Here is a 21,673-nt window from a genome sequence, read left to right as displayed (position 1 = left end):
GATCTCCAGTGCATGATCCACAATGACAAAACGAAACTCCAGCCACTTCAGCAAAAACAGTAATACTGCCAGCGAAATGCCATATAAAACGTTCTCTATTCCTTCTGATAAATTGCAGGATCATCTCTATCGGTTGAAGTCTGGTCTATTCAAAATTAACCATTTTCCCTCTGCCTGTTATGTGTATTTACCCGCATTTATTAGTAAATTCATCCCTCAACAGGAAGAAAACAGGTATTTATAAAGACAGGACATGAAACAATACATTACGGTACTACTGCTGACAACGGCTTTTCCCCCATCATCGCCCAATCAAGATTACAGACCTTGACGATCACACACTTGAATACCTTGCTGCCAGAAGAACTCCGGACAAACAAAAGCATGGCTACTCATTTCCAACACAAATGACTATGTGAATGTAGCGATACCCGCGGGTCTGCTCGTGGCTGGTATTATTGATCATAATCCCGATATGCGGCAGAATGCCCTGTATGTTGCCAGTAGTACAGCAACCACCTTCCTGCTGAATACACTTATCAAAAAGCTCGTTAAACGGCCCCGCCCCTTTATTTCCAATACTCACCTGACGGCCGTCTATCAACCGACTTCCACCTCTTTCCCTTCGGGACACACCTCTTCTGCATTCAGTTCGGCAACAGCACTCGTAAGAGCTTACCCCAAATGGTATGTCGTAGCGCCCGCCTTTCTTTGGTCGAGCGCTGTGGGATATTCCAGAATGTACCTCGGCGTTCATTACCCGACAGATGTAAGCGCCGGCGCCTTGTTGGGTGTAGGCACCGCATTTGGAATGGGTTTTATCAGACCATAAGCATTTAGGACATCAAAATGTCCCATTTCCCCCCCTTTAATGTCGCGTTCACGACCTATGCAACCATAAGGTTTCGCATACTTTTGCTATTACAAGGATCCTCATAGGGAACTACTGCCATCGGCAGCGCCTGATTAAAACCTGCAACCTGAAATATTTGTGCATATGGTAGAAGTATTCAAAACCACCGTGAACAGTCGGACAAACGCCCTCCTGCTTTTAGAACAGATACACAACACTTATAGTAGTTATACGGCCAACTTTGACCTCGAAGATTGTGACCGGATATTACGGGTGGAATGTGCTTCCGGAAAAGTAGACGAATTGTGCCTGATCCGCCTGTTGCAAAAAGCAGGCTTTGATGCAGCCGTGCTGGAAGATGAGAGCTGTTAAAAAACGCCATTTCTGACACCTGATCATTCCCCTTCCGCCGCAATACCGGAGCAAAAGCCTCTCCTGTTTATCAGGAAGATCGCCACTGCTCCGGTTGCTTATTTATCAGCAGTCCGGAACCCCGGATGTCATATTATCGGATAAAACCAGACAACTGCGTAAAGCCGTGACCAGCAGCATCGTACATTGATCACCTCTCCACCGATGTAGTAGAAATGATTCAGATCACGGGGTGGTGTTTTCCCCTGATTGACAATCGTTACACGCGCATCCAGTGAAGGTAGCAGCCAGCTTGTCTGCAATAACAATACGATCCCCACAGGCAACATCGTCCATAGATATGAGATATCCTTTGCAACAGTAAAGAACAGTAACAACCAGCCAATAAATACGGCACATTCTATTCTGTTCAGCATCCTGAATACCAGTCTGCCTATTCCCGATGCCAATGCCGGTGTAATACCGGGCGCCCTGAATTTCAGCGGCGCCTCCATAAAACTGATACTAATGACCATCCCGCACCATAACAGAGGTAATGACAAAAAAGAAGCTTTAACATGTCTCCATCCTTATTTATTATCAAAGGGAAGCCCAGCATTGACTGCATAATCCTGGCGATATTATTGGCCCGCGCTTTTGCGTTATCAGCCACCTCTCCCTGAAAAAGCGTATCCAGCGTACCGGTAAAAAGCGCTAACCACTGACCAAAATGACGCGGATCGATCGGTAAAGTCATATGTTTACTCATCGGATCACCCCGGTATTTGCCGGAATATAATAACATCGTACTCCAGAAATTGCACATGATTTGCAAATGTGGTTCCCAGTCACCTGCAATCGCCTTATCAAATACAGGCCCCAATAAAGTATCTGCCCTTATCTTATCATAAAAGGTATACACCAGTAGCGTTACATCTTCTTCTGTCTGAATATCCGCCAGCTGCGGCCTCTTCTCAACATCTGCCATAATAATATCTTACTTGTTTAATAGTTCCAGTGGCGAGGTCACGCAATAATAAATCGCCCAGCCTACAAAAGCAATCAGCAACACAAATACCCAGAATGGTATACTCTGCGGTGTCTCACTGCCAATAATCAGGAAATTACGCTGATCTCCTTTTCCATATGCATTGATCATAACAGGCACAATGCCGTCCACCACCGCATTTTCAGAAATACCCTCAATAGAGATGGCAGGCCCGTTCCGCACTTCAAAAGGTACCAGCCGGATGCCTTCTTTTCCCGAGGGATCACGGCTGACAATCTTTAAAGTATGCCGGCCATCCACCAGCCGGGTCGTATCCAATTCAAAGTTAACCGGAGATTCCAGGATGGCAATGGGTTTTACTTCCTCATCTATAAATATGTATATCGTACTCTTGTCTTTCATAGCTCCAGTTATTCAAGGATAAATTGTTTGATATGGTCAGCCGATTGCTCACCGGGACGGATCAACCATTTCACAGAATAAAATAAGGTGACCACCACGATCAAAACCATGACTGACACAATGAGATAATCCCAATCGCTATCGGGCGTCTTACCATGTGTGAGTCCGCCAAACACCACTGCCTGTTTCTTCTTACAGGCATCACAGGCCATTACAATTTGCTGACAACACATCAGCAGCAAAGCAGAAAAGAGCATTTTTCTCAGCATGATACAGTTCGTTTTATAAGCTTACTTAGTAGTGGCTTTCGCCTTTATTTCCTCCAGATACTTACGCACCTGCTCTACCGTCACTTTGGGGGCATTGTTTCCCCAACTGGTACGCTCATGGTTCATAATGGCGGTAACCTCCTCAGGCGACAAATTCGCATTGGCCCCTACCGCCGGCATCACGCCATATCCTTCTCTGACACGACCGTCATAACCATTCATGATGATATTGACATATTGTAATGGCTCCGGATCCAACACAATCTTGCTGTCTTTCAGTGATGGAAATGCTCCTTTTAATCCTTCTCCGTTCTGCTGATGACAGCTCTGACAATTATTAGCGTATAAAGTCGTCCATCAGGTGCACCGGCTGCTGTTCCGTTAGCAACATTTGCAGCCGAAGGTTGCTTCGCATACAGAAATGCAGGAATTTCTGTACCATCCGGCAGCTTTACCTGCTTCAACTCTTTCAGATAAGCCACCAGTTGTAATGCCTGTAGCGTTGCCACGATAACAGTACCCTCTTCCTTGTATTCATCCGGTATCTTTACCACTACATCATTCTTCGCCGCTTCTTTCTTTTCTGTAAATAACCACGGGTAAGCAGGCATCACAGATGCTGGTGCTACAATACGTGGATTGAACAGGTGGGTCAGATGCCAGTCCTCACCCGGCTGTCGGGTACCAATATCCGTAAGATCCGGACCAGTACGTTCTGTGCCCATCAGTGTAGCCGTATTACGCCAGAAATCAGTCCGGTGATTATCGGCATAGTCAGCAGCAATACTGGGTCTTGAACCCCATTTTTTATCCATATCAACATTACGGACCTGTTGTGTATGACAAGCCACACAACCATTGCTGACGAACAACGCTTTTCCTTTTACCGCCGCCGGACTCAAAGCCGGCGCGTCCGGCAATGGCGTATTGTTGCGCTGATTGTTCATGGCAGGAATAATCGCCACAAATACAGTGAGTATAACAAATAACAGGAAAGCAGTTCTGTAAAGGCTTTTATGATTATCAAATAACTCCATGACTACAGCGTTGATTCTATTTCGGAATAAGATTGATTCAGTCTCTCTATAGCAGCCCCTTTCACATCGGTAGTATCATCCCCGAGGATCATCTTGTAAAGATTGTAAGCAAAAAAGAGATGCGACAGCCACATCAGACTACCACCTATAGCACGCCACAACCAGTAAGGCGCCATCATGATCACACTATCAATAAAAGGTTTCTCCTGCATCCACATAATTCCTTTCAGCGTACTACCATACATCAGTGGAATTGTATAAAACAACAGTCCTATCAATGCCAGCCAGAAGTGTGCACCAACAGTGATCTGCGGCGCTTCCTTACCAGATAAACGGGGCACTACTGCATAAATACCCGCCCACAGAAAAAAACTGATAATGCCGTACATGGTCAGATGCGAGTGGGCTACCGTAAAATCAGTAAAATGCCAGATCAGATTGGTCGAGCGGAATGCCTCCGCTGTCCCCTGCAACGACCCGGTAAAATAAAAGATGATCCCTACCAGAAAGAATGGTAAGGTGTAGCTGGAAGCAATTTTATACCAGCCATTACGGAAAGTCATGATAAAGTTGGTGGTGCCGGCGGCCACAGGAATGACCATTCCTACAGAACCTACAATGGCAACCGTCTGTAACCACCATGGAATAGCACTAAATACAAAATGGTGCGTACCTATCAATGTATAAAAAAGTATCTGTGCCCAGAAAGCAAGGATACCCAGACTGTAAGAATAAATCGGCTTATTCAGCTGCTGCGGAAGAAAATAGTATACAATGCCCAGTGTGAACAGCATAAACCACATCCCAACACCCTGATGCATATAATACCCCTGTACAATCGTCTCTCCCAACCCATCCTGCCACCACGGCACATAAGCCACAACAGAGATTACAAGTGCAAACATCAATGCCGCGACGATGTACCAGTTAGAAATGTAAATTTCCTTCGTAGTTCTTACCGCAATGGTGTTGATGAAATTATATAAAGTGATGACGAGCCCTATACCAAATAACAACTGTACAGGCCAGATGTATTCACGGTATTCTCCGCCACCATTATTGATACCCGCCATCAGACTGACAGATCCCAGTATAACAGCCGCGTTGATCAGGATCAGCGACCAGCGCCCCTGTTTCAGACTTGCTAATGGTACATTACTGACACGTGGCACGACATAGTAACCAAGTCCCAACATGCCAAGCGAAGCCCATCCCCAGAACACCGCATTGGTATGCACCGGACGAAGACGACCAAAGCTCAGCCAGCTGAGATGATCGACATCAGGACTCACGAATTTAATACCAACATATTCGCCCACCGTCGTACCAAACAATAGCCAGAAAGCGGCACATCCCAGATACCACATCACGAGCTTTGAAAGCGCCGGATCAACAGCAGGACGTTGCCTTGCACGCTGCTTCTGCGCCACTACAGAAAGTCCGGTGTGAAGATTGATATTGCCGACCAGTCCTCTCGCATCTTCTGCAGCCGCCTCTCCTGCCAGTTCCTTATTATGCAGATGATAAGCAAGCGCCTGCTTTCTTTGCTCCAACGCCTGTTCAATAACAGGATCATCAGGATTTGTCAGATAATCAGCAAAAACTGTCGCCTCCTCCAGATTCCGCTCACGTGTACGACGCCGGATCAATCCGGAGACTTTCACGGCCATCAGTATGACGCCTGCCACAATAGGTATCAGTAATAAAATAAGCGTAATGATAATACCCGTCTCCTGTAACAAGGCAGAAGGTTTAGCGTCTATCTGTTGCGCGCCGGCCGGCAGACTATATACACCCCCTGCCATTAATATCAACAGCATTCCTTTCAACGCACCATTATTCTTCTGTTGTTTCCTTTTCTTCAATGTTAGATAAGCATCAATGCTTTTACTACTAAGGGCACTGATATATTCATTAAACTTTGTAGTGTCAAATACGGGTCGTCGTGCAGTGTTTTTTGCACGCATCATTTCGGTGCGGACCTTCAGGGCAATAGCCACAACTAGCAATATCGTCACCAGCGACAGCAAAATAAATAGCAATCCATCGATTGAGTCCGTGGAGAAAAAAGCGCGGCCTCTGGGAGTAGCGAATAGAGGTAGCGGTACCGCCGTCAATAAGACAGGTAATACCCGCATGAGTTGATTAACCATGATAAAGCAGAATAAAAGTTGTGTCCTCTAATGTATCCGTCCCGTTTGCATAACAGGCGCGTATCAGAATAGTATCCTATGTAGATCGTTCCGGAAGTATCTGCAGGAAAATATACCTTTCCGCAGGTCAAAGGTAGCTATTGTTATCAAATAAAAGATCTTTTTGTCTTTTATTTTTCATGGATTCTGGTGTACATTTCACGCTACTCATTATGAATGAGTAGAATAGCATTTTCTATAAAAGATATTTTTGTCTTTTATTTTCAAATCCCCTTATCTTTGCTGCATTAAATTGAAAAGATGTTTTCAAAAACATGTGAATATGCCATCCGTGCCATGATATTTATTGCGCAGAAATCGAAAGATGGAAGCAAAGTCGGTATCAAGGAAATTGCAAAGGGGATCGACTCCCCGGAGTACTTCATCGCCAAGATCCTGCAGGAACTTGGCAGAAAAGGAGTGGTGCAATCCATGAAAGGACCAACCGGGGGCTTCTACCTCGATAACAGCGCCCGTAAAACATCACTGGCCACTATAGTAAAAGCCGTAGATGGCGATAATATCTTCTCAGGATGCGGCCTCGGATTAAAACAATGCTCCGACAAACATCCCTGCCCTCTTCATCATGAGTTTACCAAAATCAGAAAGGACATCACCAGTATGCTCAACAAAACAAGAGTAGGTGATCTTCAGGAAGAACTGGATCAGAAACTCACCTTCCTTCGTAGAGACTAATTTTTTTTGGAATAATAAGAGACAAAAAGGTGTTTTATTGTATAATAATAAAGGACAAAAAGGTATTAATATAAGAAGACTTAGCGTACCGGCACACCGGCAATTGATCAAACTATTAAACGAAACAAAAGATGAACACAATAACAACTTTGGACGTACCCGCCCTCCCTCCTGCCATCCGGCATCAGACGCTTATTCAAACGTTTGAGGCTTTACTGCCCGGAGAGAGTTTCATCATACACAATGATCATGACCCACGACCACTTTATTATGAGTTGCTCAGCAAAAAAGGGAACATACTGACCTTCGAATATTTGCAAAACGGCCCTGATATCTGGCGCGTCGTGGTAAAAAAAAGAATACAATCGCCCGATCAGATCACAGTCGCTGACATTGCTGCTGCAGACTACCGGAAAGCTGAAGTATTTGGTAAATATGGCATTGATTTCTGTTGCGGTGGCAATATTACATTGAAAGAAGCCGCTGCACAGGCAGGGATTACAACAGAAACACTTGTAACGGCATTGGAAGCTGCTACGAAAAATACATCCTTCCACTCTGAAAAGAACTTCATCGATCAGACAGCAGATAAATTGATCGATTACATTGTCAGTACACATCACCGCTATGTAAAAGAAAACATTCCCGTAATAGAACAACTGGTAACAAAAGTAGCAAAGGTACATCGTGCAGAACAAGCCGGATTACAACAACTGGAAACAGCTACCCGCTCCTTTCTGAAAGATCTCCAGCTACATCTGCATAAAGAAGAACACATTCTTTTCCCTGCCATTTTACAATTAACAAAAGATCCGCATGACGTTTCCAGAAGAGGCCTCGTATTAAGTGCCGTAAAATTAATGCGTGCAGAACACGAGTCCTCCGGTGAAGAACTACACGCTTTCCGTCAGCTGACAAACAACTATACACTGCCTGAAAGCGCCTGTAATACCTACGCTTTCCTCTTTAACAAGATGAAAGAATTCGAGGCAGACCTGCTCATACATATCCATCTCGAGAACAATATACTCTTTCCTAAAGCTGTACAGCTGAAACAGCAGCTATCACAATAAAACGCTTCCCGTACAGTCTATACATCTATTTACAAACCAAAATTTATGACAACGAAAAAACTATGGCTTACACTGGCCCTGGTAATGGTCAGCTCATTCGCTGTACTCATCTTCTTCGGAAATGATATATACAGAAAAGCACCTCCTATTCCCGAAAAAGTAGTGAGTGAAACGGGTGAAGTGCTGTTCAGCGGACAGGATATTAAAGACGGACAAAACGTGTGGCAGTCCATCGGCGGACAAACAGTAGGCAGCATCTGGGGACATGGCGCCTACATAGCACCCGACTGGACAGCCGATTATCTGCACCGTGAATCACTGGCAATGCTGGAAGTTCTCGCTATAAGAGATGGAAAGATCTATAGCACTCTGCCGGCAGAAGAGCAACTTGTGTTTAAAGAAAGAATGAAGCTGGAATTAAGAAAAAACACTTTCGATCCTGCACAGAACACTATTACCTATTCTGACAGCCGAGCAAAAGTATCCAGACAATTAGTCGCCTATTACACAAAACTGTTCATGAATGATCCGACACTCAGTGTGCTTCGCAAACAATATGCAATACCCGAAGGCACTATCAAAGATCCTGAACGCATGCGCCTGATGGCTGCATTCTTTGCATGGAGTACCTGGGTATGTATCAGTGAACGTCCTGACGGCAGCCATGTGACTTACACCAACAACTGGCCCAATGATGAAACAGTAGGCAATACTCCTTCCGCCTCCCTGCATCTATGGTCTGGCTTCAGCGTATTGCTGTTACTGGGTTGTATCGCATTACTCGTGTTATATCATGTACGTAATCACGATGATGAACATGTCGATCTTCCCAAACAGGATCCTCTCCGCAATATGAAGCCCACTCCTTCTATGAAGGCTACCTTAAAATACATCTGGGTTGTAAGCATCCTCATACTGGTACAAATGCTGGCAGGTATTATCACCGCACACTATGGTGTAGAAGGACAGGGATTCTATGGTATACCACTGGATAAATTCCTCCCGCAATCTATCTCCCGCAGCTGGCACGTACAGTTGGCCATCTTCTGGATCGCTACTTCATGGCTGGCTACCGGTCTGTATATGGGACCTGCCATCTCAGGCTATGAACCTCGTTACCAGAAACTGGGAGTGAATATCCTCTTTATAGCACTGATCATTGTTGTAGGAGGTTCATTGACCGGACAATGGCTGGGCGTCATGCAGAAGCTTGGCCTGGTTGATAACTTCTTATGGGGACATCAGGGTTATGAATACATCGAACTAGGAAGAATATGGCAGATATTGCTGCTTGTCGGATTAATACTATGGCTGGTACTGATGATGCGCTCACTACTACCTGCACTGAGAAAGAAAGACGAAAGCCGTCACCTGCTTACCCTCTTCGTCATTGCCTCCATTGCTATCGCAGTATTTTATGCAGCAGGATTGATGTACGGCCGCCAGACGCATCTGGCTATTGCCGAATACTGGCGCTGGTGGGTAGTACATCTGTGGGTAGAAGGTTTCTTTGAGGTATTCGCAACCGTAGTATCTGCATTTCTCTTCTGCCGCCTTGGACTACTGCGCATGCAGTCAGCCACTATCAGCGTGCTGTTCTCTACTATTATTTTCCTCGCAGGTGGTATCTTAGGAACATTCCATCATATCTATTTCAGTGCCACACCTGTTGCTGTACTGGCACTGGGCGCCACATTCAGTGCATTGGAAATAGTACCACTGGTCCTGATCGGTTATGAAGCATATCACAACTATATGCTTAGCAAATCCACTCCATGGATTAAAGCCTACAAGTGGCCGATCTACTGTTTCATCGCCATCTGTTTCTGGAATTTCCTCGGCGCCGGTATCTTCGGATTTGCCATTAATCCGCCAATAGCCTTATATTATATTCAGGGCTTAAATACTACCGCCGTTCACGGACACACCGCATTATTCGGAGTATATGGCATATTGGGTATCGGTTTGATGCTGTTTGTACTGAGAGGACTTTATCCTGATCATCACTGGAATGATAAACTGATCGGTACCGCTTTCTGGTTGACAAATATTGGTCTTCTCGTTATGGTTAGTATTAGTATGCTACCTATAGGTATCATGCAGGGTATTGCCTCCATTCAACACGGATACTGGTATGCCCGGTCAGCTGAATTTATGCAGACAGACACCATGCAAACCCTACGCTGGTTCCGCGTACCCGGAGATATTATGCTGGCAATGGGAGAAACCCTGCTGGTGATATTTATCATAGGATTGAAGACCGGCTGGTCCATAAAAGGAACAAGAGAGTAAACATGGCGTGCATTGAAGCCTGCTATGTATACATACAAAAAGTGCCGCCTCAAACAGGGTTTGTGGGCGGCACTTAATTTCTTCCGAATGAATGTTTAGTTGTCAGTTCTTCATCCTACTCGTTTTTTCCTTCTACAAGCTTTACGCCTTCTGCAGGCTTATCATTAAATACCTCTGCTCCTATCGTATATTCAAACACCTTCTGTTGTTTGTATTCGACGAAGCCCGTTTTAACGTAGAATGCATGTGAACCTTCTCTGATCACATTACTGCGCACACGCAGCTTTTCAATGTTTCTTTCAGCAGACCATTTTTTGGCCTTCTCAACCAGTAATCTGCCAATACCTTTTCCAAGAGTATTACGGGATACTACGAGTCCGCCAATTTCGCAGAACGGACCTGATTCGAGACGAATGGTATAGCATACATGAATCCATCCTAAAACGGTCTCTCCACTAACTGCGACATAGGCTACATCACAGATGCTTTTGTCAATAGCCTGGATGTAAGTAATAGTGTCTTTCACTGTCGAGGGGTAACCTAACTCTGCTGATAAAGCTGCAACCTGCGCTGCGTCCTTTACAGACACATGCCGGACATAAATCGCACCGTTCATTTACTGCTTATTTACCTTAAATAAAATTTCAATATAATTGAATGGAATAAAAGTAATCATTTTCATGCTTGGCATGGCATATTTATTGGAGATATTTATATCAAAAATAGTGCTATGGAAACGACACATGAGATTAAAATTATTCCTGTTGATTACAATTCACCCGAAATGCCAGACGCAGTAAAAAATATAAACCCGTCATGCTACAGGACGGAGACGAGTACTGCTGCTTCATTGGCGAAAGACCCGAGTACGGAATTTATGGATGTGGCCAAACTCCCGAACTAGCCATTATGCACTGGAACCAGAAATACCTGCAGAAAACCGTTGAAGGCGCACTATTCTCTACTAAAAAACCTATACTGGAACAAGTAGATAATACAGAGATTGTAAAAGCATATCTCTACCGCAGCGTGTCCAATTAATGCAACATCCCGTAGAAAAAGAAGTATCTTGCATAAAGGTATTCTCTTATATATGACTACAATTACAACACTCAGGCAGTTATTCAACCGGGATCTTAACAAGCTCAAGACAGAAATTTCCGCTTACCAGCATGAGCCTGCTCTATGGATCATTGATGCCAACATTGCAAACTCCGCAGGAAATCTTTGCTTACATCTGGTAGGAAATCTCAATACATTCATTGGCCTTCATTTAGGACAGTCGGGTTACGTGCGCGACAGGGATGCAGAGTTCGCCCTGAAAGATGTACCGCGCTCTGAATTATTGCAGAAGATAGAAGACACGATTGCTATCGTGGACAAAACATTAACAACACTGCCACCAGCAAGACTGGAGCAGGAATATCCTATTGAGGTATTTGAAGCAAAACAAACTACCGGCTTTATGTTGATCCATCTGGCCACCCACTTAACATATCATCTGGGCCAGATTAATTATCACAGAAGATTACTGGACCGGTAATATTATTTCTTTCCTGCAAATATGATCTTATTATAAAAAGGATCGTTCACCGTCACCAATAATATGGAAGGATCATAAAATGCTTCTTCTAATCCGGGGCGGTTATATTTATATTGCTTGTCGATCAGTAACTGATGATAAGCACGCAGGTCTGTAAACTCATCTACATATACAGAACCACCCGGACTGGCATCACCATGATGTTCTGAAAGATGTAGTATGATATCTCTCATGGAAAGTTGTAAATAGAAAGGAGTGTTATCAGGTTTGTGTTCCCAGTCCACCTGAAAACCTAACCAGTCAACATAGAATTCCATGGCTTTGGTATAGTCGAAGGCGCGGAGGACAGGTTTGACGATTGACATACTTTATTGAATTAATAATGAGGAATTAAACGTGGCGGGATTTACAACCTGATGCATTTACCAGAATAGCTGTGATTGATAAAACGCACGCGGGGTCTTACCTGTAAATGCTTTGAAGTCTTTGATGAAGTGAGCCTGATCAAAATACCCTGCATTATAAGCAGTTTCCGTCAGCGTCATTTCATCAGATCTGGAGATAAGTGATCTTAATCTTACTATAGAAGCAAATTGTTTGGGTGTAGCACCTGTAACACGCCGGAATCTTTTCTCAAAAGCATCCTGACTGATATGCAAACGATCCGGTAATGCTTTAACCCGTATGTTGCCGTTCATCTCTTGTATTTGTTCAATGGCACTATGTACCAACAGATCAGGTGCTGATTGTTTCCATAATCGTAAAAGAAACTGTTGAACAATATGAACCGCATTTACATAGTTAACAGCCTCTGACAACCGTTCACTAAGCTCACTTAATTGGTGTCTGTCAACAAAATTATCGAGCGCAACAGAAGTCCCAAACAATTCGTGTAAGGGCGCTTTGAAAAATGCTGCTGCACCATCCTCACGAAATACTACCAACAGATTAGCAGTACCGCCCGCATACGACAAAGAACGGGATGTTTTACGGAGACCCGCCATAACAGCAACTGGCAAGGTACCATAATCACTGGCCACCACACTACCCTTCAGACGGAATGCCATCACCAGCGAAGTATCGGGTAACACTTCATTCTGTAAAGCATATTCACTTTCAATGATCATGATAGATCTGATGAAAGGCTGTAATACGGCTACCGGTTTATAATGTTCGATATGCATAGTGGCAGGCTATACACAAATATACGCTATTCCATCTTCCTTAAAATACGGTGATCAATATAGAACGTACCAAACGGAATCATACAAGCCAGCAATACTTTCCACGTAATATCCGTGAACTTCCACTTGTATTCAATACCAACACTCAAGGCATTGATCACAAAAATTACAAAGAAGAATCCATGTATAGGACCCATCACTCTCACCATAGAAGGATTATCAGCCGCATATTTCATGGGCATTGCAATCCCGGTTAACACCAGCAAAGAAACTCCTTCCAGAAAACCGATCACTCTCAACCGGCCCACTTTCGTACGAAATAAATGCATCATCTTTAAAATGTTCTTAAATATGGTCTGTGCGCCAAAGGCGAAAAAGGCCATGGTATAGCAATAAAAATTATAAGTAATCCCAGCAGAAACAACAAAGCCATTGTCCGGAACTTACGCGCATCCGTATCCATCCGCTTCGCAGCAGAAGAACCAATCGTAATAACGATCACACCTGTTGTCATCAACAGCACATGTAGCAACCCGAAAAAACGGTAATCGGCCTGAGTGATCGCTTCACGATAATGCGACCTGAAATAAGTGACCAGTGGACTCTTGAAATAAAGCACATATCCGATGGCTAGTTGTATATGCGCAATCGTGGCAGTCAGATGTCTGACCGTATTATCAATAGCTGTAAAGGAACGCTTACTTATCCAGCCATATAGACTCCTCCCGATGGCAAACAGCAGACTAACAACCACCATCCACCGGAAAAAAGAATGCAACAGCAACAAAGAAAAATACATCGGAATCATTTGTCCGCAAAGCTCCGCTGAAAAGCAAAAAGCCATTAGGACATACAGCGCGTCATTTAGGACATTTTGATCATTTTTCTGAATTCAGTAGGCGTCACCCCTTCATAACGTTTGAACAGTCGTGTAAAATAAGACTGATCTTCAAAACCGACCTGTAAAGCCACTTCGCTGATAGGACTATCAAACTGGCTGAGTAAGACTTTTGCTTCCAGTACAATGGCTTCGTCGATCCATTTAGCAGGCGACTTACTCGTCATCGTTCTGACAGATTTATTAAGATGGCTGGGAGAAACATTGAGCAAAGCGGCATATTCACTCACCAGATGTCTGGTTCTGGCATGCTGGAAGACCATCTCCCGAAACCTGTTGGTAATATCGGAAGCACTGTGTGGCAGATTGGTACGTAATGGCTGATAGGCCCTGTTTACTTCACAAAGCAGGGCGACCAGATTAGGCTGAAGAATATCCAGCTGCTGTACGCCATGCTCCATGTATTCTGTGACAATACGACTAAAAAGATGTAGTACATACGCCGACGTCCGTTCATCCAGACTTATACGCGGGTTCCCCCAGACCTTCAGAAATTCAAATGCTTTCAGTAACTCACTATTTCCGTACTTCCCCAACAGCATGTCATCATGGAAATTACAGATATAGCCCTCGTTTTCATCATCCTCCCCGAAAGAAAACACCTGTCCGGCAGGGACAAATAACATTTCATCCTTCCCGATAGTGTATATTTCACTGCCAATCTTCATGGTGGCCGTACCTGCTGTCAGGTACAAACAGGAATGCGTAAAAGACCGGGAAGGTGGTACAGCCTGTTTCACATGGCGGTACATATCCTCCAGCCGGCAAGCCAGAAACCGCGTCAGATCCCCTTTCAATAAGGTATCCAGCTCGGTGGAAGGCATAAAACGGGATGTAAACGCCCGGGCATTATATACCTTGATCTCATTCATTACTAAAGGCTAAAGAAAGATAGACGAACGGACAACAAGAATATTTTACACACGTTAAAAAATTTTACACGCAGGAATCATTATTTTTGTGCCTCTCTATGAATATCTATACCACGCTGCAAAGAGGAACATATCATCTTAATAATTGTGAGGATTACCTTTTCCATGGCAATATTAACCCGCATACGTTTGTAGCTGCAGTGATGGATGGCTGTACCATGGGTACTGACAGTCATCTCATTTCTACACTGACAGGCAAGCTGTTACGGAAAATAGTGAAGGCCAAAGGATATGATGATCTGCGCTCGCTGGTCAATATTTCCCCGGAAGAACACCTGCAGGACATTACCCGCCAGCTGTTTGCCGAACTAAACGCCCTCCGGAACCAGATACAACTGGACAGAAATGAACTGCTGACCACCCTCCTGCTGATGGTAGCCGATTATAAGGCCGACAAAGCCATCCTGCTGGTAATCGGTGACGGCGCAATCAGTATCAACGGACACGTCAGCATATTCGACCGGGATAACAAACCCGACTACATCGGTTATCACCTCTCCGAGCATTTCGACAGCTGGTATCAACGCCAATATCGTATGGCATTCAGTAACTTATTGGATATCAGTCTGGCTACAGACGGTATCACCAGCTTCAAACCCTTCAATCCGGCCGTAGCCCCCATTGACGCCATCCGCTTCCTGCTGATGGATCAGGAAAAGTCAGAATCGGATGAAATGCTGAATATGAAATGCAAAACACTGGAACATGTATACGGTATGCTGCCGACAGATGATCTGGCAATTGTCAGATTTCTCCGCAAAAACGGCTGATACCCTGCTTTTACCTATCTTCGCCGCCCCAAAAACCTATACCATGGAAGCAATTATTTTCTGTGGGATACAGGCTACCGGTAAAACCGGCTTTTATAAAGAACATTTCCTGCAGACCCATGTACGGATCTCGCTCGACCTGCTGAAAAGCCGCTACAGGGAAGACTTGTTTCTCGAAGCATGTTTCAAAGGCAGCCAACCCTTTGTTGTTGATAACACTAACCCCGGCAAAGCCGATAGAGAAAAGTATATCTCCCTCGCCAGACAACACAAATTCAAGGTAAAAGGTTATTACTTCCAATCCAGACTCGAAGAAGCTCTGGAAAGAAACAGCCTGCGTAGTGGCAAAGCTCTGATACCCAAAGTGGGCGTATTGAATACTTACAAAAAACTGGAAATACCAAAACCTGAAGAAGGTTTCGACGAACTCTATTACGTCGGATTAGACAAAAATGGTTTTACAATTAAAGCCTGGGATAATGAAATTTGATGAACTGGACAGCAAAATGCCCATCTATGAAACCGCGCATGACACAATCGTACTGCCGGGTATGTACATGGTCGCCCGTATCGATGGCAGGGGTTTTACAAAACTGACAAAGGAAACCCATCCCTTTGAAGCACCTTTTGATCCGGGATTCAGGGATTATATGGTGGAAACAGTAAAACACCTGATGAACTGCGGATTTAACGTCGTCTATGGCTATACGGAAAGCGATGAAATATCTTTACTTTTTCACCTCGCAGAAAACACTTTCGGTCGTAAACACCGGAAATATAACTCTATCCTCGCAGGTGAAACAAGTGCTAAATTCTCTTTACAACTGGGTAGTCTGGCAGCATTTGACTGCCGTATCTGCGAGTTACCTAACCGGCAACTGGTCGTGGATTACTTCAGATGGAGGAATGAAGATGCACACCGGAACGCCCTGAATGCGCACTGCTACTGGCAACTGCGTAAGGACAACCACACGCGCCAGAGCGCTGCCGGTACCATAGAAAAAATGAGTACGACAGATAAGAATGACCTGCTATATCGTTATAATATCAACTTTAATGATCTGCCGTCATGGCAAAAAAGAGGAATCGGTATTTACTGGACTGAGATGGAAAAAGAAGGAGTGAATCCAAAGACAGGTGAACAGGTGCTGGTAAAAAGAAGACAATTGTACGTAAATCAGGAATTACCGATAAAAGACGAATACAACCGTTTTATACAGGAGATCATTGCACAAAGCGAACAATAACTACCTGTAATGTATAAAACCATGCCCCGGTAAAACGGGAAACGGGGCATGGTCCTTACGATCATTTTACTTCTTGCCAGCAGCTTCTCTCTTCTCCTTCTGGCTTTTTCTGTACGCTTTCAGTTCTTCTTTGTCAATATATGAATCCTTGTTAGCGTCAATTGCATCGAACTTCTCTTTCAGATTAAATCTGCCCTTCTCCTGCTTATCTGCCTCCGCCTTGCTGATCTTACCATCACCATCAGTATCCAGTTTCTGGAACAGACCTTCATGTTTTGGCTTAGGTTGCTGATCCTGTGCATATGTCTTAACAGTACTCAGTGCTGTAAACAGTATTGCGGCAACAAAAATTTTCTTCATCATAATTGTGGGTTTTGGATTAAAATAATTTTGTTCGTTTATAGTGATATTCTTTGGAGCTGATTTGAAGGGGTAAGTTTAATGCAGAACAGAGGACATTGTTTTTATCCTGTAAGACCACAGTAGTAAACACAGCTTACAAAATCCTCCACTGACAAGGATTACAACGACATATACTCAAAAACAAACGCATAAAAGGCTTAACAGTATTTAACAGTAGTTAAAACTGCTTAACAGGCAGACGAGCCGTCTCCGCAATAAATACAACAACAAAAGAGATGAACCGGTTATAACAAAAAAAGGACGCCCTGCGGACGTCCTTGCTATTACTGTAATGTTAATTTATTTATACTGCTGTGTAATCTTTTCCTCCGCAAGATCTAAAAGCGACATATGCTTACGGACGATTTCCTCATCAAACTCCGCTTTCTTGTTAATCTTCCGCAACATCTCTCTCTGTTCATGAATCAATTCATTAAATACAATCCGGTAACGGCTGATCGCCTGTTGTCTGTTCACATCTGTCGCATGCGATGCGGCATAACTTTCCAGAAAGCTATATTCATTCTCCATCGTCGCCCGTAACTGACGGATAAGCTCATTGTCCTCCACATCAGTCTTATATTGCGTATCCAGTAACTGCACAGCAATAAAGGTCAATTTTTTACGGATCAGTGTATCCTGCTCTACTTCAGACATATAATCGACTTCTTCCAGCCCCAGTTTCCTGATCAGCCACGGCAAAGTGAGCCCCTGCAATACAAGCGTTACCAATATCACCACAAAAGTGATGAACAAAATCATGTTGCGTTGCGGAAATGCCTGTCCGCCGGCCATAATCGGAATAGACAAAGCAGCTGCCAGCGATACTACCCCGCGCATCCCTGCCCAACCAAAAACCAATGGTAATTTCCATCCCGGATTGTTATCCGCTGTTTTGATAAACCTGCTGATAAACACAGTGAATATAGCTGCCCCCTGCGTACAAAGGAGACGCGTAACAATCACCACCGCAGAGATAATCAATCCATACCAGATGGCCTGCTTCAACGAGCTTTCTCCTAATCCACTGACGATCACCGGCAATTCCAGTCCTATCAGCATAAACACAATGCCATTAAGCACAAAACCCACCGTTGCCCATACATTCACCCCCTGCAGACGACTAAGATGACTGAGAATAGTCTGTTGCCGGTTAGACATAAACAAACCACCACTCACCACCGCCAATACACCCGAGAAATGAAAAGTCTCCGCGACAATATACATCACATAAGGAGCCACGAATGTTAATACAGTATCCATACTGGCCGTCGTTGGCATCCAGCGGTGAATCGTATAGAAGATCAGCGCAACAACCAATCCCGTAACAATCCCCATCACAATAACAATCACAAAGCTGAGCGCCGCCTCATGAAAAGTAAAACTACCTGTGAGCACTGCTGCCAGCGCAAACCGATATACAATCAAACTGGAAGCATCATTCATCAGGCTTTCTCCCTCAATGATAGACACCAGTCTTCTGGGTACATCCAGTCCACGCATGACCGTCGTGGCAGAAACGGCATCAGGTGGAGAAATAATCCCCCCCAGCAAAAAACCCAGCGCCAGCGTAAAACCGGGAATAAGACTACTGGATACCACCGCGATGACGCAGGAAGTCAGCAGAATGATCCCAAAAGCAAAAGAACTGATCACACGCCGCCATTTCCAGAATTCCTTCCACGAAGTATTCCAGGCCGCATCATACAGAAGCGGCGGCAGGAACAGGAGGAAGATCAGTTCAGGATCGATGGAAACATCCGGCAACCCGGGGATAAGACTAATCGCCAATCCACCAAGCACCAGCACAATAGGATAAGAAATCTTTAAACGCTGAGCCAGCATTACTAATATCAGAATAACAAAGAGGAGACCAATGTACAGGACGAATGTAGAGTGCATAGGACTAAATTTAATAAGAATTAGGAATTAATTCCCCCTTACTTTTGTCAGGTAGAAAAATAACAGACGACGATATGGAGCAGCTCATTAATGCAAACGACATCAGTATAAGAACGGAGCTCAGAACCGGAGATCTCGGTTATGTAGCTTACCTGCACGGAAAGATTTATAACACGGAACTGGGATACGGCTTCAACTTCGAACGCTATGTGCTGGAAGGACTGCTGGAATTCTCCCGTCAGTACGATCCTCAGAAAGACCGTGTCTGGATCTGTGAATATAAAGACCGCATTGTTGGCTTTCTGATGGCCCTTAGCCGGGGGAAAACACTTCAGTTAAGGTATTTCATCATTGAACCTGAATTCCGCGGCGCCGGCCTTGGAAAACGGCTTATGGATGGCTTTATGGCATTCCTCGATGAACAACAATTCGAACATGCCTATCTCTGGACAACCAACCAGCAGGATACCGCCGTATCCCTGTACCTTCGTCATGGCTTTGTACTGACCGAAGAAAAAGAGAGTAAAGCCTTCGACATGCCACTGACGGAGAAAAGGTATGACCTGTTCAGAACCGCAAATCCCCTGCTGGAACCTTACGATACCCCTTACGGCCTCCCTCCTTTTGACCGCATCATCCCCGCCCGCTACCTGCCGGCTTTTGAAGCAGCCATGGAGGAACACCGGAATAATATAACGCAGATTACCAGTCTGCAGACACCTCCTTCTTTCGCAGATACGATGGAGGCCTTTGAAAAGAGTGCTAAGCTATTACGCAGCGTAAGCGCCGTATTCCATAACCTTACCTCTGCCAATACCTCCCCGGAACTGGAAAACATCTCCCGTCAGCTGGCTCCTATGCTGGCCAGACACAGTGACGATATCTATCTGGACGCTGCACTGTTCAACAGGATCAAAGCCCTTTATGAAAGACGGGATGCATTAAACCTGACCGGAGAACAGGCAAAACTGCTGGAAAAGACCTACAAGGACTTTGTGCGCAGCGGAGCCAACCTCGACGCAGACAAGCAGACCAGATTACGCGAGATCAATAAACAACTGTCATTACTCACCGTACACTTCGGACAGCACCTGCTGTCAGAAACAAATCACTATGAGCTGATGATCACAGATGAAATGACCTCGCCGGACTCCCGGATTCACTCATAGAAGCCGCAGCGCTATCAGCAAAAGCAGCTGGTAAGGAAAGTGGCTGGCGCTTCACCCTACATAACGCCAGCGTAATGCCCTTCCTGCAATATTCCAGTCAGCGTAACCTGCGGAAGGATATTTACGAAGCATACATCAACCGTTGCAACCACAACGACGAAAGAGATAATAAAGAGATTGTCACACAACTTGCAGCTCTGAGAGCGGAAAAAGCAGGCTTGTTGGGATATACCTCTCATGCAGACTTCATACTGGAAGAAAACATGGCAAAAACGCCTGCCAAAGCCAATGAATTACTGCACCAACTCTGGGATGCCGCACTGCCCGTAGCGAAACAGGAAGCCGCTGAAATGCAGGCACTCATGAATCGTGAGGGAAAAGGTGAACAACTCGAAGCATGGGACTGGTTCTATTATGCAGATAAAGTAAGAAAAGAGAAATATGCCTACGACGCAGAAGCACTACGTCCTTATTTCAAACTGGAAAACGTACGCGAAGGACTGTTCTTCACCGCTAAAAAATTATACGGCCTGAACTTCCATCTGCTGAAAAACGTGCCGGTTTACCATGAAGAAGTGTCCGCCTACGAGGTAAAAAGCGATGACGGAACACTGGTCGGATTACTCTACCTTGACTTCCATCCACGCACCTCCAAACGTGGTGGCGCATGGATGACCTCTTACCGTAAACAATCCATCAATGCCAATGGACGTGTTGCTCCTATTATTTCGATCGTATGCAACTTCTCCCGCCCAACTGCCACACAGCCCGCTTTGCTGACGCCAGACGAAGCAGAAACCTTCTTCCATGAAGCCGGACACGCATTGCACGGCCTGCTGTCAGATGTTACATATGAGACCCTCTCAGGCACTTCCGTACCGCGCGACTTCGTAGAACTGCCTTCTCAGGTAATGGAACACTGGGCATTCGAACCGGAAGTGCTGGCACAATATGCCAGACATTACGAAACCGGAGAACTGATCCCCGCAGCACTCGTAGAAAAAATGAAAGCTGCCTCCAGATTTAATCAGGGATTTGCAACCGTAGAATACCTCGCCGCCTCCTTGCTGGACATGGCTTATCATACATTACCTGCAGGTAACAATATTGTACCACTGGCCTTTGAAAAAGAACAGATGGATACCATCGGTCTGATCCCACAGATCGCACCAAGATACCGCAGCACCTATTTCCAGCACATATTTGCAGGCGGTTATTCTGCCGGATATTATAGCTATATATGGTCTGAAGTGCTGGATAGTGATGCCTTCGCCGCTTTCAAAGAAGCAGGCAATATCTTCGATCAGGCCACTGCGGAATCATTCAGAAAAAACTACTGGAGAAAGGTGGAACGGAAGAACCAATGGACTTGTATATTGCCTTCCGTAAACGAGAACCAGATGTGAAGTACCTGTTGCAACACAGAGGACTTGAAACAACGACGAATTAAGC

The 21,673-nt window shown here is 44.8% G+C and carries 26 protein-coding genes and 1 pseudogene; 12 read left to right on the top strand and 15 right to left on the bottom strand.

Annotated elements, in window-relative coordinates; all coding sequences use genetic code 11:
* Positions 1-415 precede the first annotated feature (415 nt).
* Together FEF09_RS21195 and FEF09_RS21190 are read left to right on the top strand one after the other, a co-directional pair.
* A complete protein-coding gene (locus FEF09_RS21195) occupies positions 416-832 on the top strand; it encodes a phosphatase PAP2 family protein (protein WP_222597060.1) in 417 nt (138 codons plus the stop codon).
* 165 nt (positions 833-997) lie between these two features.
* Positions 998-1,225 carry a hypothetical protein gene (locus FEF09_RS21190; RefSeq protein WP_146306959.1) on the top strand — a complete coding sequence of 76 codons (228 nt, stop codon included), beginning with the start codon at positions 998-1,000 and terminating at the stop codon, positions 1,223-1,225.
* A 128-nt stretch (positions 1,226-1,353) separates the two neighbouring features.
* Here FEF09_RS21190 and FEF09_RS21185 read toward each other — a convergent pair whose 3' ends face one another.
* From FEF09_RS21185 to FEF09_RS21160, 7 genes and pseudogenes are all read right to left on the bottom strand, one after another.
* Complete coding sequence (locus FEF09_RS21185; protein ID WP_186774443.1) at positions 1,354-1,719, bottom strand: hypothetical protein; 366 nt, start codon at positions 1,717-1,719, stop codon at positions 1,354-1,356.
* Positions 1,704-2,192 carry a group III truncated hemoglobin gene (locus FEF09_RS21180; protein ID WP_146306957.1) on the bottom strand — a complete coding sequence of 163 codons (489 nt, stop codon included), beginning with the start codon at positions 2,190-2,192 and terminating at the stop codon, positions 1,704-1,706. Before FEF09_RS21180 ends, FEF09_RS21185 begins: the two co-directional genes overlap by 16 nt.
* Before the next feature lie 9 nt (positions 2,193-2,201).
* A complete protein-coding gene (locus FEF09_RS21175; protein WP_146306956.1) occupies positions 2,202-2,615 on the bottom strand; it encodes a cytochrome C in 414 nt (137 codons plus the stop codon).
* A gap of 8 nt (positions 2,616-2,623) precedes the next feature.
* Complete coding sequence (locus FEF09_RS21170; protein WP_146306955.1) at positions 2,624-2,884, bottom strand: hypothetical protein; 261 nt, start codon at positions 2,882-2,884, stop codon at positions 2,624-2,626.
* 21 nt (positions 2,885-2,905) lie between these two features.
* A pseudogene (locus tag FEF09_RS33365) lies at positions 2,906-3,175 on the bottom strand (c-type cytochrome); the annotation flags it as partial.
* Positions 3,176-3,180: 5 nt separating this feature from the next.
* The gene (locus FEF09_RS21165; protein WP_261387643.1) at positions 3,181-3,921 is read right to left on the bottom strand and encodes a cbb3-type cytochrome c oxidase subunit II; all 741 of its coding nucleotides are present in this window, start codon (positions 3,919-3,921) and stop codon (positions 3,181-3,183) included.
* Between the two features lie 2 nt (positions 3,922-3,923).
* The gene (locus FEF09_RS21160; RefSeq protein WP_261387642.1) at positions 3,924-6,074 is read right to left on the bottom strand and encodes a cbb3-type cytochrome c oxidase subunit I; all 2,151 of its coding nucleotides are present in this window, start codon (positions 6,072-6,074) and stop codon (positions 3,924-3,926) included.
* Between the two features lie 300 nt (positions 6,075-6,374).
* Between FEF09_RS21160 and FEF09_RS21155 the strand changes: the two genes are divergently transcribed.
* The 3 genes from FEF09_RS21155 to FEF09_RS21145 all read left to right on the top strand — a co-directional run bounded on the left by FEF09_RS21155 (position 6,375) and on the right by FEF09_RS21145 (position 10,174).
* Positions 6,375-6,809: an RrF2 family transcriptional regulator gene (locus tag FEF09_RS21155; RefSeq protein WP_146306954.1), complete on the top strand. Its 435-nt coding sequence runs from the start codon at positions 6,375-6,377 to the stop codon at positions 6,807-6,809.
* Positions 6,810-6,940: 131 nt separating this feature from the next.
* The gene (gene ric / locus FEF09_RS21150) at positions 6,941-7,882 is read left to right on the top strand and encodes an iron-sulfur cluster repair di-iron protein (RefSeq protein ID WP_146306953.1); all 942 of its coding nucleotides are present in this window, start codon (positions 6,941-6,943) and stop codon (positions 7,880-7,882) included.
* Positions 7,883-7,927: 45 nt separating this feature from the next.
* Positions 7,928-10,174 (top strand): nitric-oxide reductase large subunit, encoded by a 2,247-nt coding sequence (locus FEF09_RS21145; RefSeq protein ID WP_146306952.1) that lies wholly within the window; start codon positions 7,928-7,930, stop codon positions 10,172-10,174.
* Between the two features lie 115 nt (positions 10,175-10,289).
* Here the strand turns inward: FEF09_RS21145 and FEF09_RS21140 are convergent, their stop codons facing one another.
* A complete protein-coding gene (locus FEF09_RS21140) occupies positions 10,290-10,790 on the bottom strand; it encodes a GNAT family N-acetyltransferase (RefSeq protein ID WP_146306951.1) in 501 nt (166 codons plus the stop codon).
* A 293-nt stretch (positions 10,791-11,083) separates the two neighbouring features.
* Between FEF09_RS21140 and FEF09_RS33360 the strand changes: the two genes are divergently transcribed.
* Both FEF09_RS33360 and FEF09_RS21135 read left to right on the top strand, forming a co-directional pair.
* Positions 11,084-11,215 carry a hypothetical protein gene (locus tag FEF09_RS33360; RefSeq protein ID WP_261387641.1) on the top strand — a complete coding sequence of 44 codons (132 nt, stop codon included), beginning with the start codon at positions 11,084-11,086 and terminating at the stop codon, positions 11,213-11,215.
* Positions 11,216-11,267: 52 nt separating this feature from the next.
* Positions 11,268-11,717: a DinB family protein gene (locus FEF09_RS21135; RefSeq protein ID WP_146306950.1), complete on the top strand. Its 450-nt coding sequence runs from the start codon at positions 11,268-11,270 to the stop codon at positions 11,715-11,717.
* Between the two features lie 2 nt (positions 11,718-11,719).
* Here FEF09_RS21135 and FEF09_RS21130 read toward each other — a convergent pair whose 3' ends face one another.
* The 5 genes from FEF09_RS21130 to FEF09_RS21110 all read right to left on the bottom strand — a co-directional run bounded on the left by FEF09_RS21130 (position 11,720) and on the right by FEF09_RS21110 (position 14,671).
* Entirely contained in the window at positions 11,720-12,082 is a 363-nt protein-coding gene (locus FEF09_RS21130; RefSeq protein ID WP_146306949.1) for a glyoxalase superfamily protein, read from the bottom strand.
* A 57-nt stretch (positions 12,083-12,139) separates the two neighbouring features.
* Positions 12,140-12,901, bottom strand: a complete 762-nt coding sequence (locus FEF09_RS21125) for a helix-turn-helix transcriptional regulator (protein WP_146306948.1) — start codon at positions 12,899-12,901, stop codon at positions 12,140-12,142.
* A 26-nt stretch (positions 12,902-12,927) separates the two neighbouring features.
* The gene (locus tag FEF09_RS21120; RefSeq protein ID WP_146306947.1) at positions 12,928-13,233 is read right to left on the bottom strand and encodes a DUF3817 domain-containing protein; all 306 of its coding nucleotides are present in this window, start codon (positions 13,231-13,233) and stop codon (positions 12,928-12,930) included.
* Positions 13,234-13,235: 2 nt separating this feature from the next.
* Positions 13,236-13,658 carry a hypothetical protein gene (locus tag FEF09_RS21115; RefSeq protein ID WP_261387640.1) on the bottom strand — a complete coding sequence of 141 codons (423 nt, stop codon included), beginning with the start codon at positions 13,656-13,658 and terminating at the stop codon, positions 13,236-13,238.
* Between the two features lie 107 nt (positions 13,659-13,765).
* On the bottom strand, positions 13,766-14,671 hold the full coding sequence (locus FEF09_RS21110) for an AraC family transcriptional regulator (RefSeq protein ID WP_146306945.1): 906 nt from the start codon (positions 14,669-14,671) through the stop codon (positions 13,766-13,768).
* 98 nt (positions 14,672-14,769) lie between these two features.
* On the opposite strand from FEF09_RS21110, the gene FEF09_RS21105 reads away from it, so the two are divergent.
* From FEF09_RS21105 to FEF09_RS21095, 3 genes are read left to right on the top strand one after another with little or no spacing between them, the layout of a single operon-like run.
* On the top strand, positions 14,770-15,501 hold the full coding sequence (locus FEF09_RS21105) for a protein phosphatase 2C domain-containing protein (protein ID WP_146306944.1): 732 nt from the start codon (positions 14,770-14,772) through the stop codon (positions 15,499-15,501).
* Positions 15,502-15,544: 43 nt separating this feature from the next.
* Positions 15,545-15,991 carry an AAA family ATPase gene (locus FEF09_RS21100; RefSeq protein WP_146306943.1) on the top strand — a complete coding sequence of 149 codons (447 nt, stop codon included), beginning with the start codon at positions 15,545-15,547 and terminating at the stop codon, positions 15,989-15,991.
* Positions 15,981-16,748 (top strand): tRNA(His) guanylyltransferase Thg1 family protein, encoded by a 768-nt coding sequence (locus tag FEF09_RS21095; RefSeq protein WP_146306942.1) that lies wholly within the window; start codon positions 15,981-15,983, stop codon positions 16,746-16,748. The genes FEF09_RS21100 and FEF09_RS21095 overlap by 11 nt, the downstream gene beginning before the upstream one ends.
* A gap of 66 nt (positions 16,749-16,814) precedes the next feature.
* Here FEF09_RS21095 and FEF09_RS21090 read toward each other — a convergent pair whose 3' ends face one another.
* On the bottom strand, positions 16,815-17,111 hold the full coding sequence (locus FEF09_RS21090; RefSeq protein WP_052306899.1) for an EF-hand domain-containing protein: 297 nt from the start codon (positions 17,109-17,111) through the stop codon (positions 16,815-16,817).
* 339 nt (positions 17,112-17,450) lie between these two features.
* The gene (locus FEF09_RS21085) at positions 17,451-19,052 is read right to left on the bottom strand and encodes a Na+/H+ antiporter (protein WP_146306941.1); all 1,602 of its coding nucleotides are present in this window, start codon (positions 19,050-19,052) and stop codon (positions 17,451-17,453) included.
* A 74-nt stretch (positions 19,053-19,126) separates the two neighbouring features.
* On the opposite strand from FEF09_RS21085, the gene FEF09_RS31700 reads away from it, so the two are divergent.
* A complete protein-coding gene (locus FEF09_RS31700; RefSeq protein WP_222597059.1) occupies positions 19,127-20,221 on the top strand; it encodes a GNAT family N-acetyltransferase in 1,095 nt (364 codons plus the stop codon).
* Positions 20,222-20,295: 74 nt separating this feature from the next.
* Positions 20,296-21,627 carry a M3 family metallopeptidase gene (locus FEF09_RS31695; protein WP_222597058.1) on the top strand — a complete coding sequence of 444 codons (1,332 nt, stop codon included), beginning with the start codon at positions 20,296-20,298 and terminating at the stop codon, positions 21,625-21,627.
* The last annotated feature ends 46 nt before the right edge of the window (positions 21,628-21,673 follow it).

The sequence above is a fragment of the Chitinophaga pinensis genome (assembly GCF_007896845.1).
GTDB classification, from domain to species: domain Bacteria; phylum Bacteroidota; class Bacteroidia; order Chitinophagales; family Chitinophagaceae; genus Chitinophaga; species Chitinophaga pinensis_C.
This window is presented reverse-complemented; position numbering and strand designations above follow the sequence as displayed.

Coding starts and splice junctions, on each gene's coding strand:
- FEF09_RS21130 (WP_146306949.1), bottom strand. CDS start 12,082: ATGTCAATCGTCAAACCTGTCCTCCGCGCCTTCGACTATACCAAAGCC.
- FEF09_RS21180 (WP_146306957.1), bottom strand. CDS start 2,192: ATGGCAGATGTTGAGAAGAGGCCGCAGCTGGCGGATATTCAGACAGAA.
- FEF09_RS21155 (WP_146306954.1), top strand. CDS start 6,375: ATGTTTTCAAAAACATGTGAATATGCCATCCGTGCCATGATATTTATT.
- FEF09_RS21165 (WP_261387643.1), bottom strand. CDS start 3,921: ATGGAGTTATTTGATAATCATAAAAGCCTTTACAGAACTGCTTTCCTG.
- FEF09_RS21145 (WP_146306952.1), top strand. CDS start 7,928: ATGACAACGAAAAAACTATGGCTTACACTGGCCCTGGTAATGGTCAGC.
- FEF09_RS31700 (WP_222597059.1), top strand. CDS start 19,127: ATGGAGCAGCTCATTAATGCAAACGACATCAGTATAAGAACGGAGCTC.
- FEF09_RS21140 (WP_146306951.1), bottom strand. CDS start 10,790: ATGAACGGTGCGATTTATGTCCGGCATGTGTCTGTAAAGGACGCAGCG.
- FEF09_RS21090 (WP_052306899.1), bottom strand. CDS start 17,111: ATGATGAAGAAAATTTTTGTTGCCGCAATACTGTTTACAGCACTGAGT.
- FEF09_RS21190 (WP_146306959.1), top strand. CDS start 998: ATGGTAGAAGTATTCAAAACCACCGTGAACAGTCGGACAAACGCCCTC.
- FEF09_RS21095 (WP_146306942.1), top strand. CDS start 15,981: ATGAAATTTGATGAACTGGACAGCAAAATGCCCATCTATGAAACCGCG.
- FEF09_RS21175 (WP_146306956.1), bottom strand. CDS start 2,615: ATGAAAGACAAGAGTACGATATACATATTTATAGATGAGGAAGTAAAA.
- FEF09_RS21135 (WP_146306950.1), top strand. CDS start 11,268: ATGACTACAATTACAACACTCAGGCAGTTATTCAACCGGGATCTTAAC.
- FEF09_RS21185 (WP_186774443.1), bottom strand. CDS start 1,719: ATGGAGGCGCCGCTGAAATTCAGGGCGCCCGGTATTACACCGGCATTG.
- FEF09_RS21110 (WP_146306945.1), bottom strand. CDS start 14,671: ATGAATGAGATCAAGGTATATAATGCCCGGGCGTTTACATCCCGTTTT.
- FEF09_RS33360 (WP_261387641.1), top strand. CDS start 11,084: ATGCACTGGAACCAGAAATACCTGCAGAAAACCGTTGAAGGCGCACTA.
- ric (WP_146306953.1), top strand. CDS start 6,941: ATGAACACAATAACAACTTTGGACGTACCCGCCCTCCCTCCTGCCATC.
- FEF09_RS31695 (WP_222597058.1), top strand. CDS start 20,296: ATGCCCTTCCTGCAATATTCCAGTCAGCGTAACCTGCGGAAGGATATT.
- FEF09_RS21115 (WP_261387640.1), bottom strand. CDS start 13,658: ATGGTGGTTGTTAGTCTGCTGTTTGCCATCGGGAGGAGTCTATATGGC.
- FEF09_RS21105 (WP_146306944.1), top strand. CDS start 14,770: ATGAATATCTATACCACGCTGCAAAGAGGAACATATCATCTTAATAAT.
- FEF09_RS21120 (WP_146306947.1), bottom strand. CDS start 13,233: ATGATGCATTTATTTCGTACGAAAGTGGGCCGGTTGAGAGTGATCGGT.
- FEF09_RS21125 (WP_146306948.1), bottom strand. CDS start 12,901: ATGCATATCGAACATTATAAACCGGTAGCCGTATTACAGCCTTTCATC.
- FEF09_RS21170 (WP_146306955.1), bottom strand. CDS start 2,884: ATGCTGAGAAAAATGCTCTTTTCTGCTTTGCTGCTGATGTGTTGTCAG.
- FEF09_RS21085 (WP_146306941.1), bottom strand. CDS start 19,052: ATGCACTCTACATTCGTCCTGTACATTGGTCTCCTCTTTGTTATTCTG.
- FEF09_RS21100 (WP_146306943.1), top strand. CDS start 15,545: ATGGAAGCAATTATTTTCTGTGGGATACAGGCTACCGGTAAAACCGGC.
- FEF09_RS21160 (WP_261387642.1), bottom strand. CDS start 6,074: ATGGTTAATCAACTCATGCGGGTATTACCTGTCTTATTGACGGCGGTA.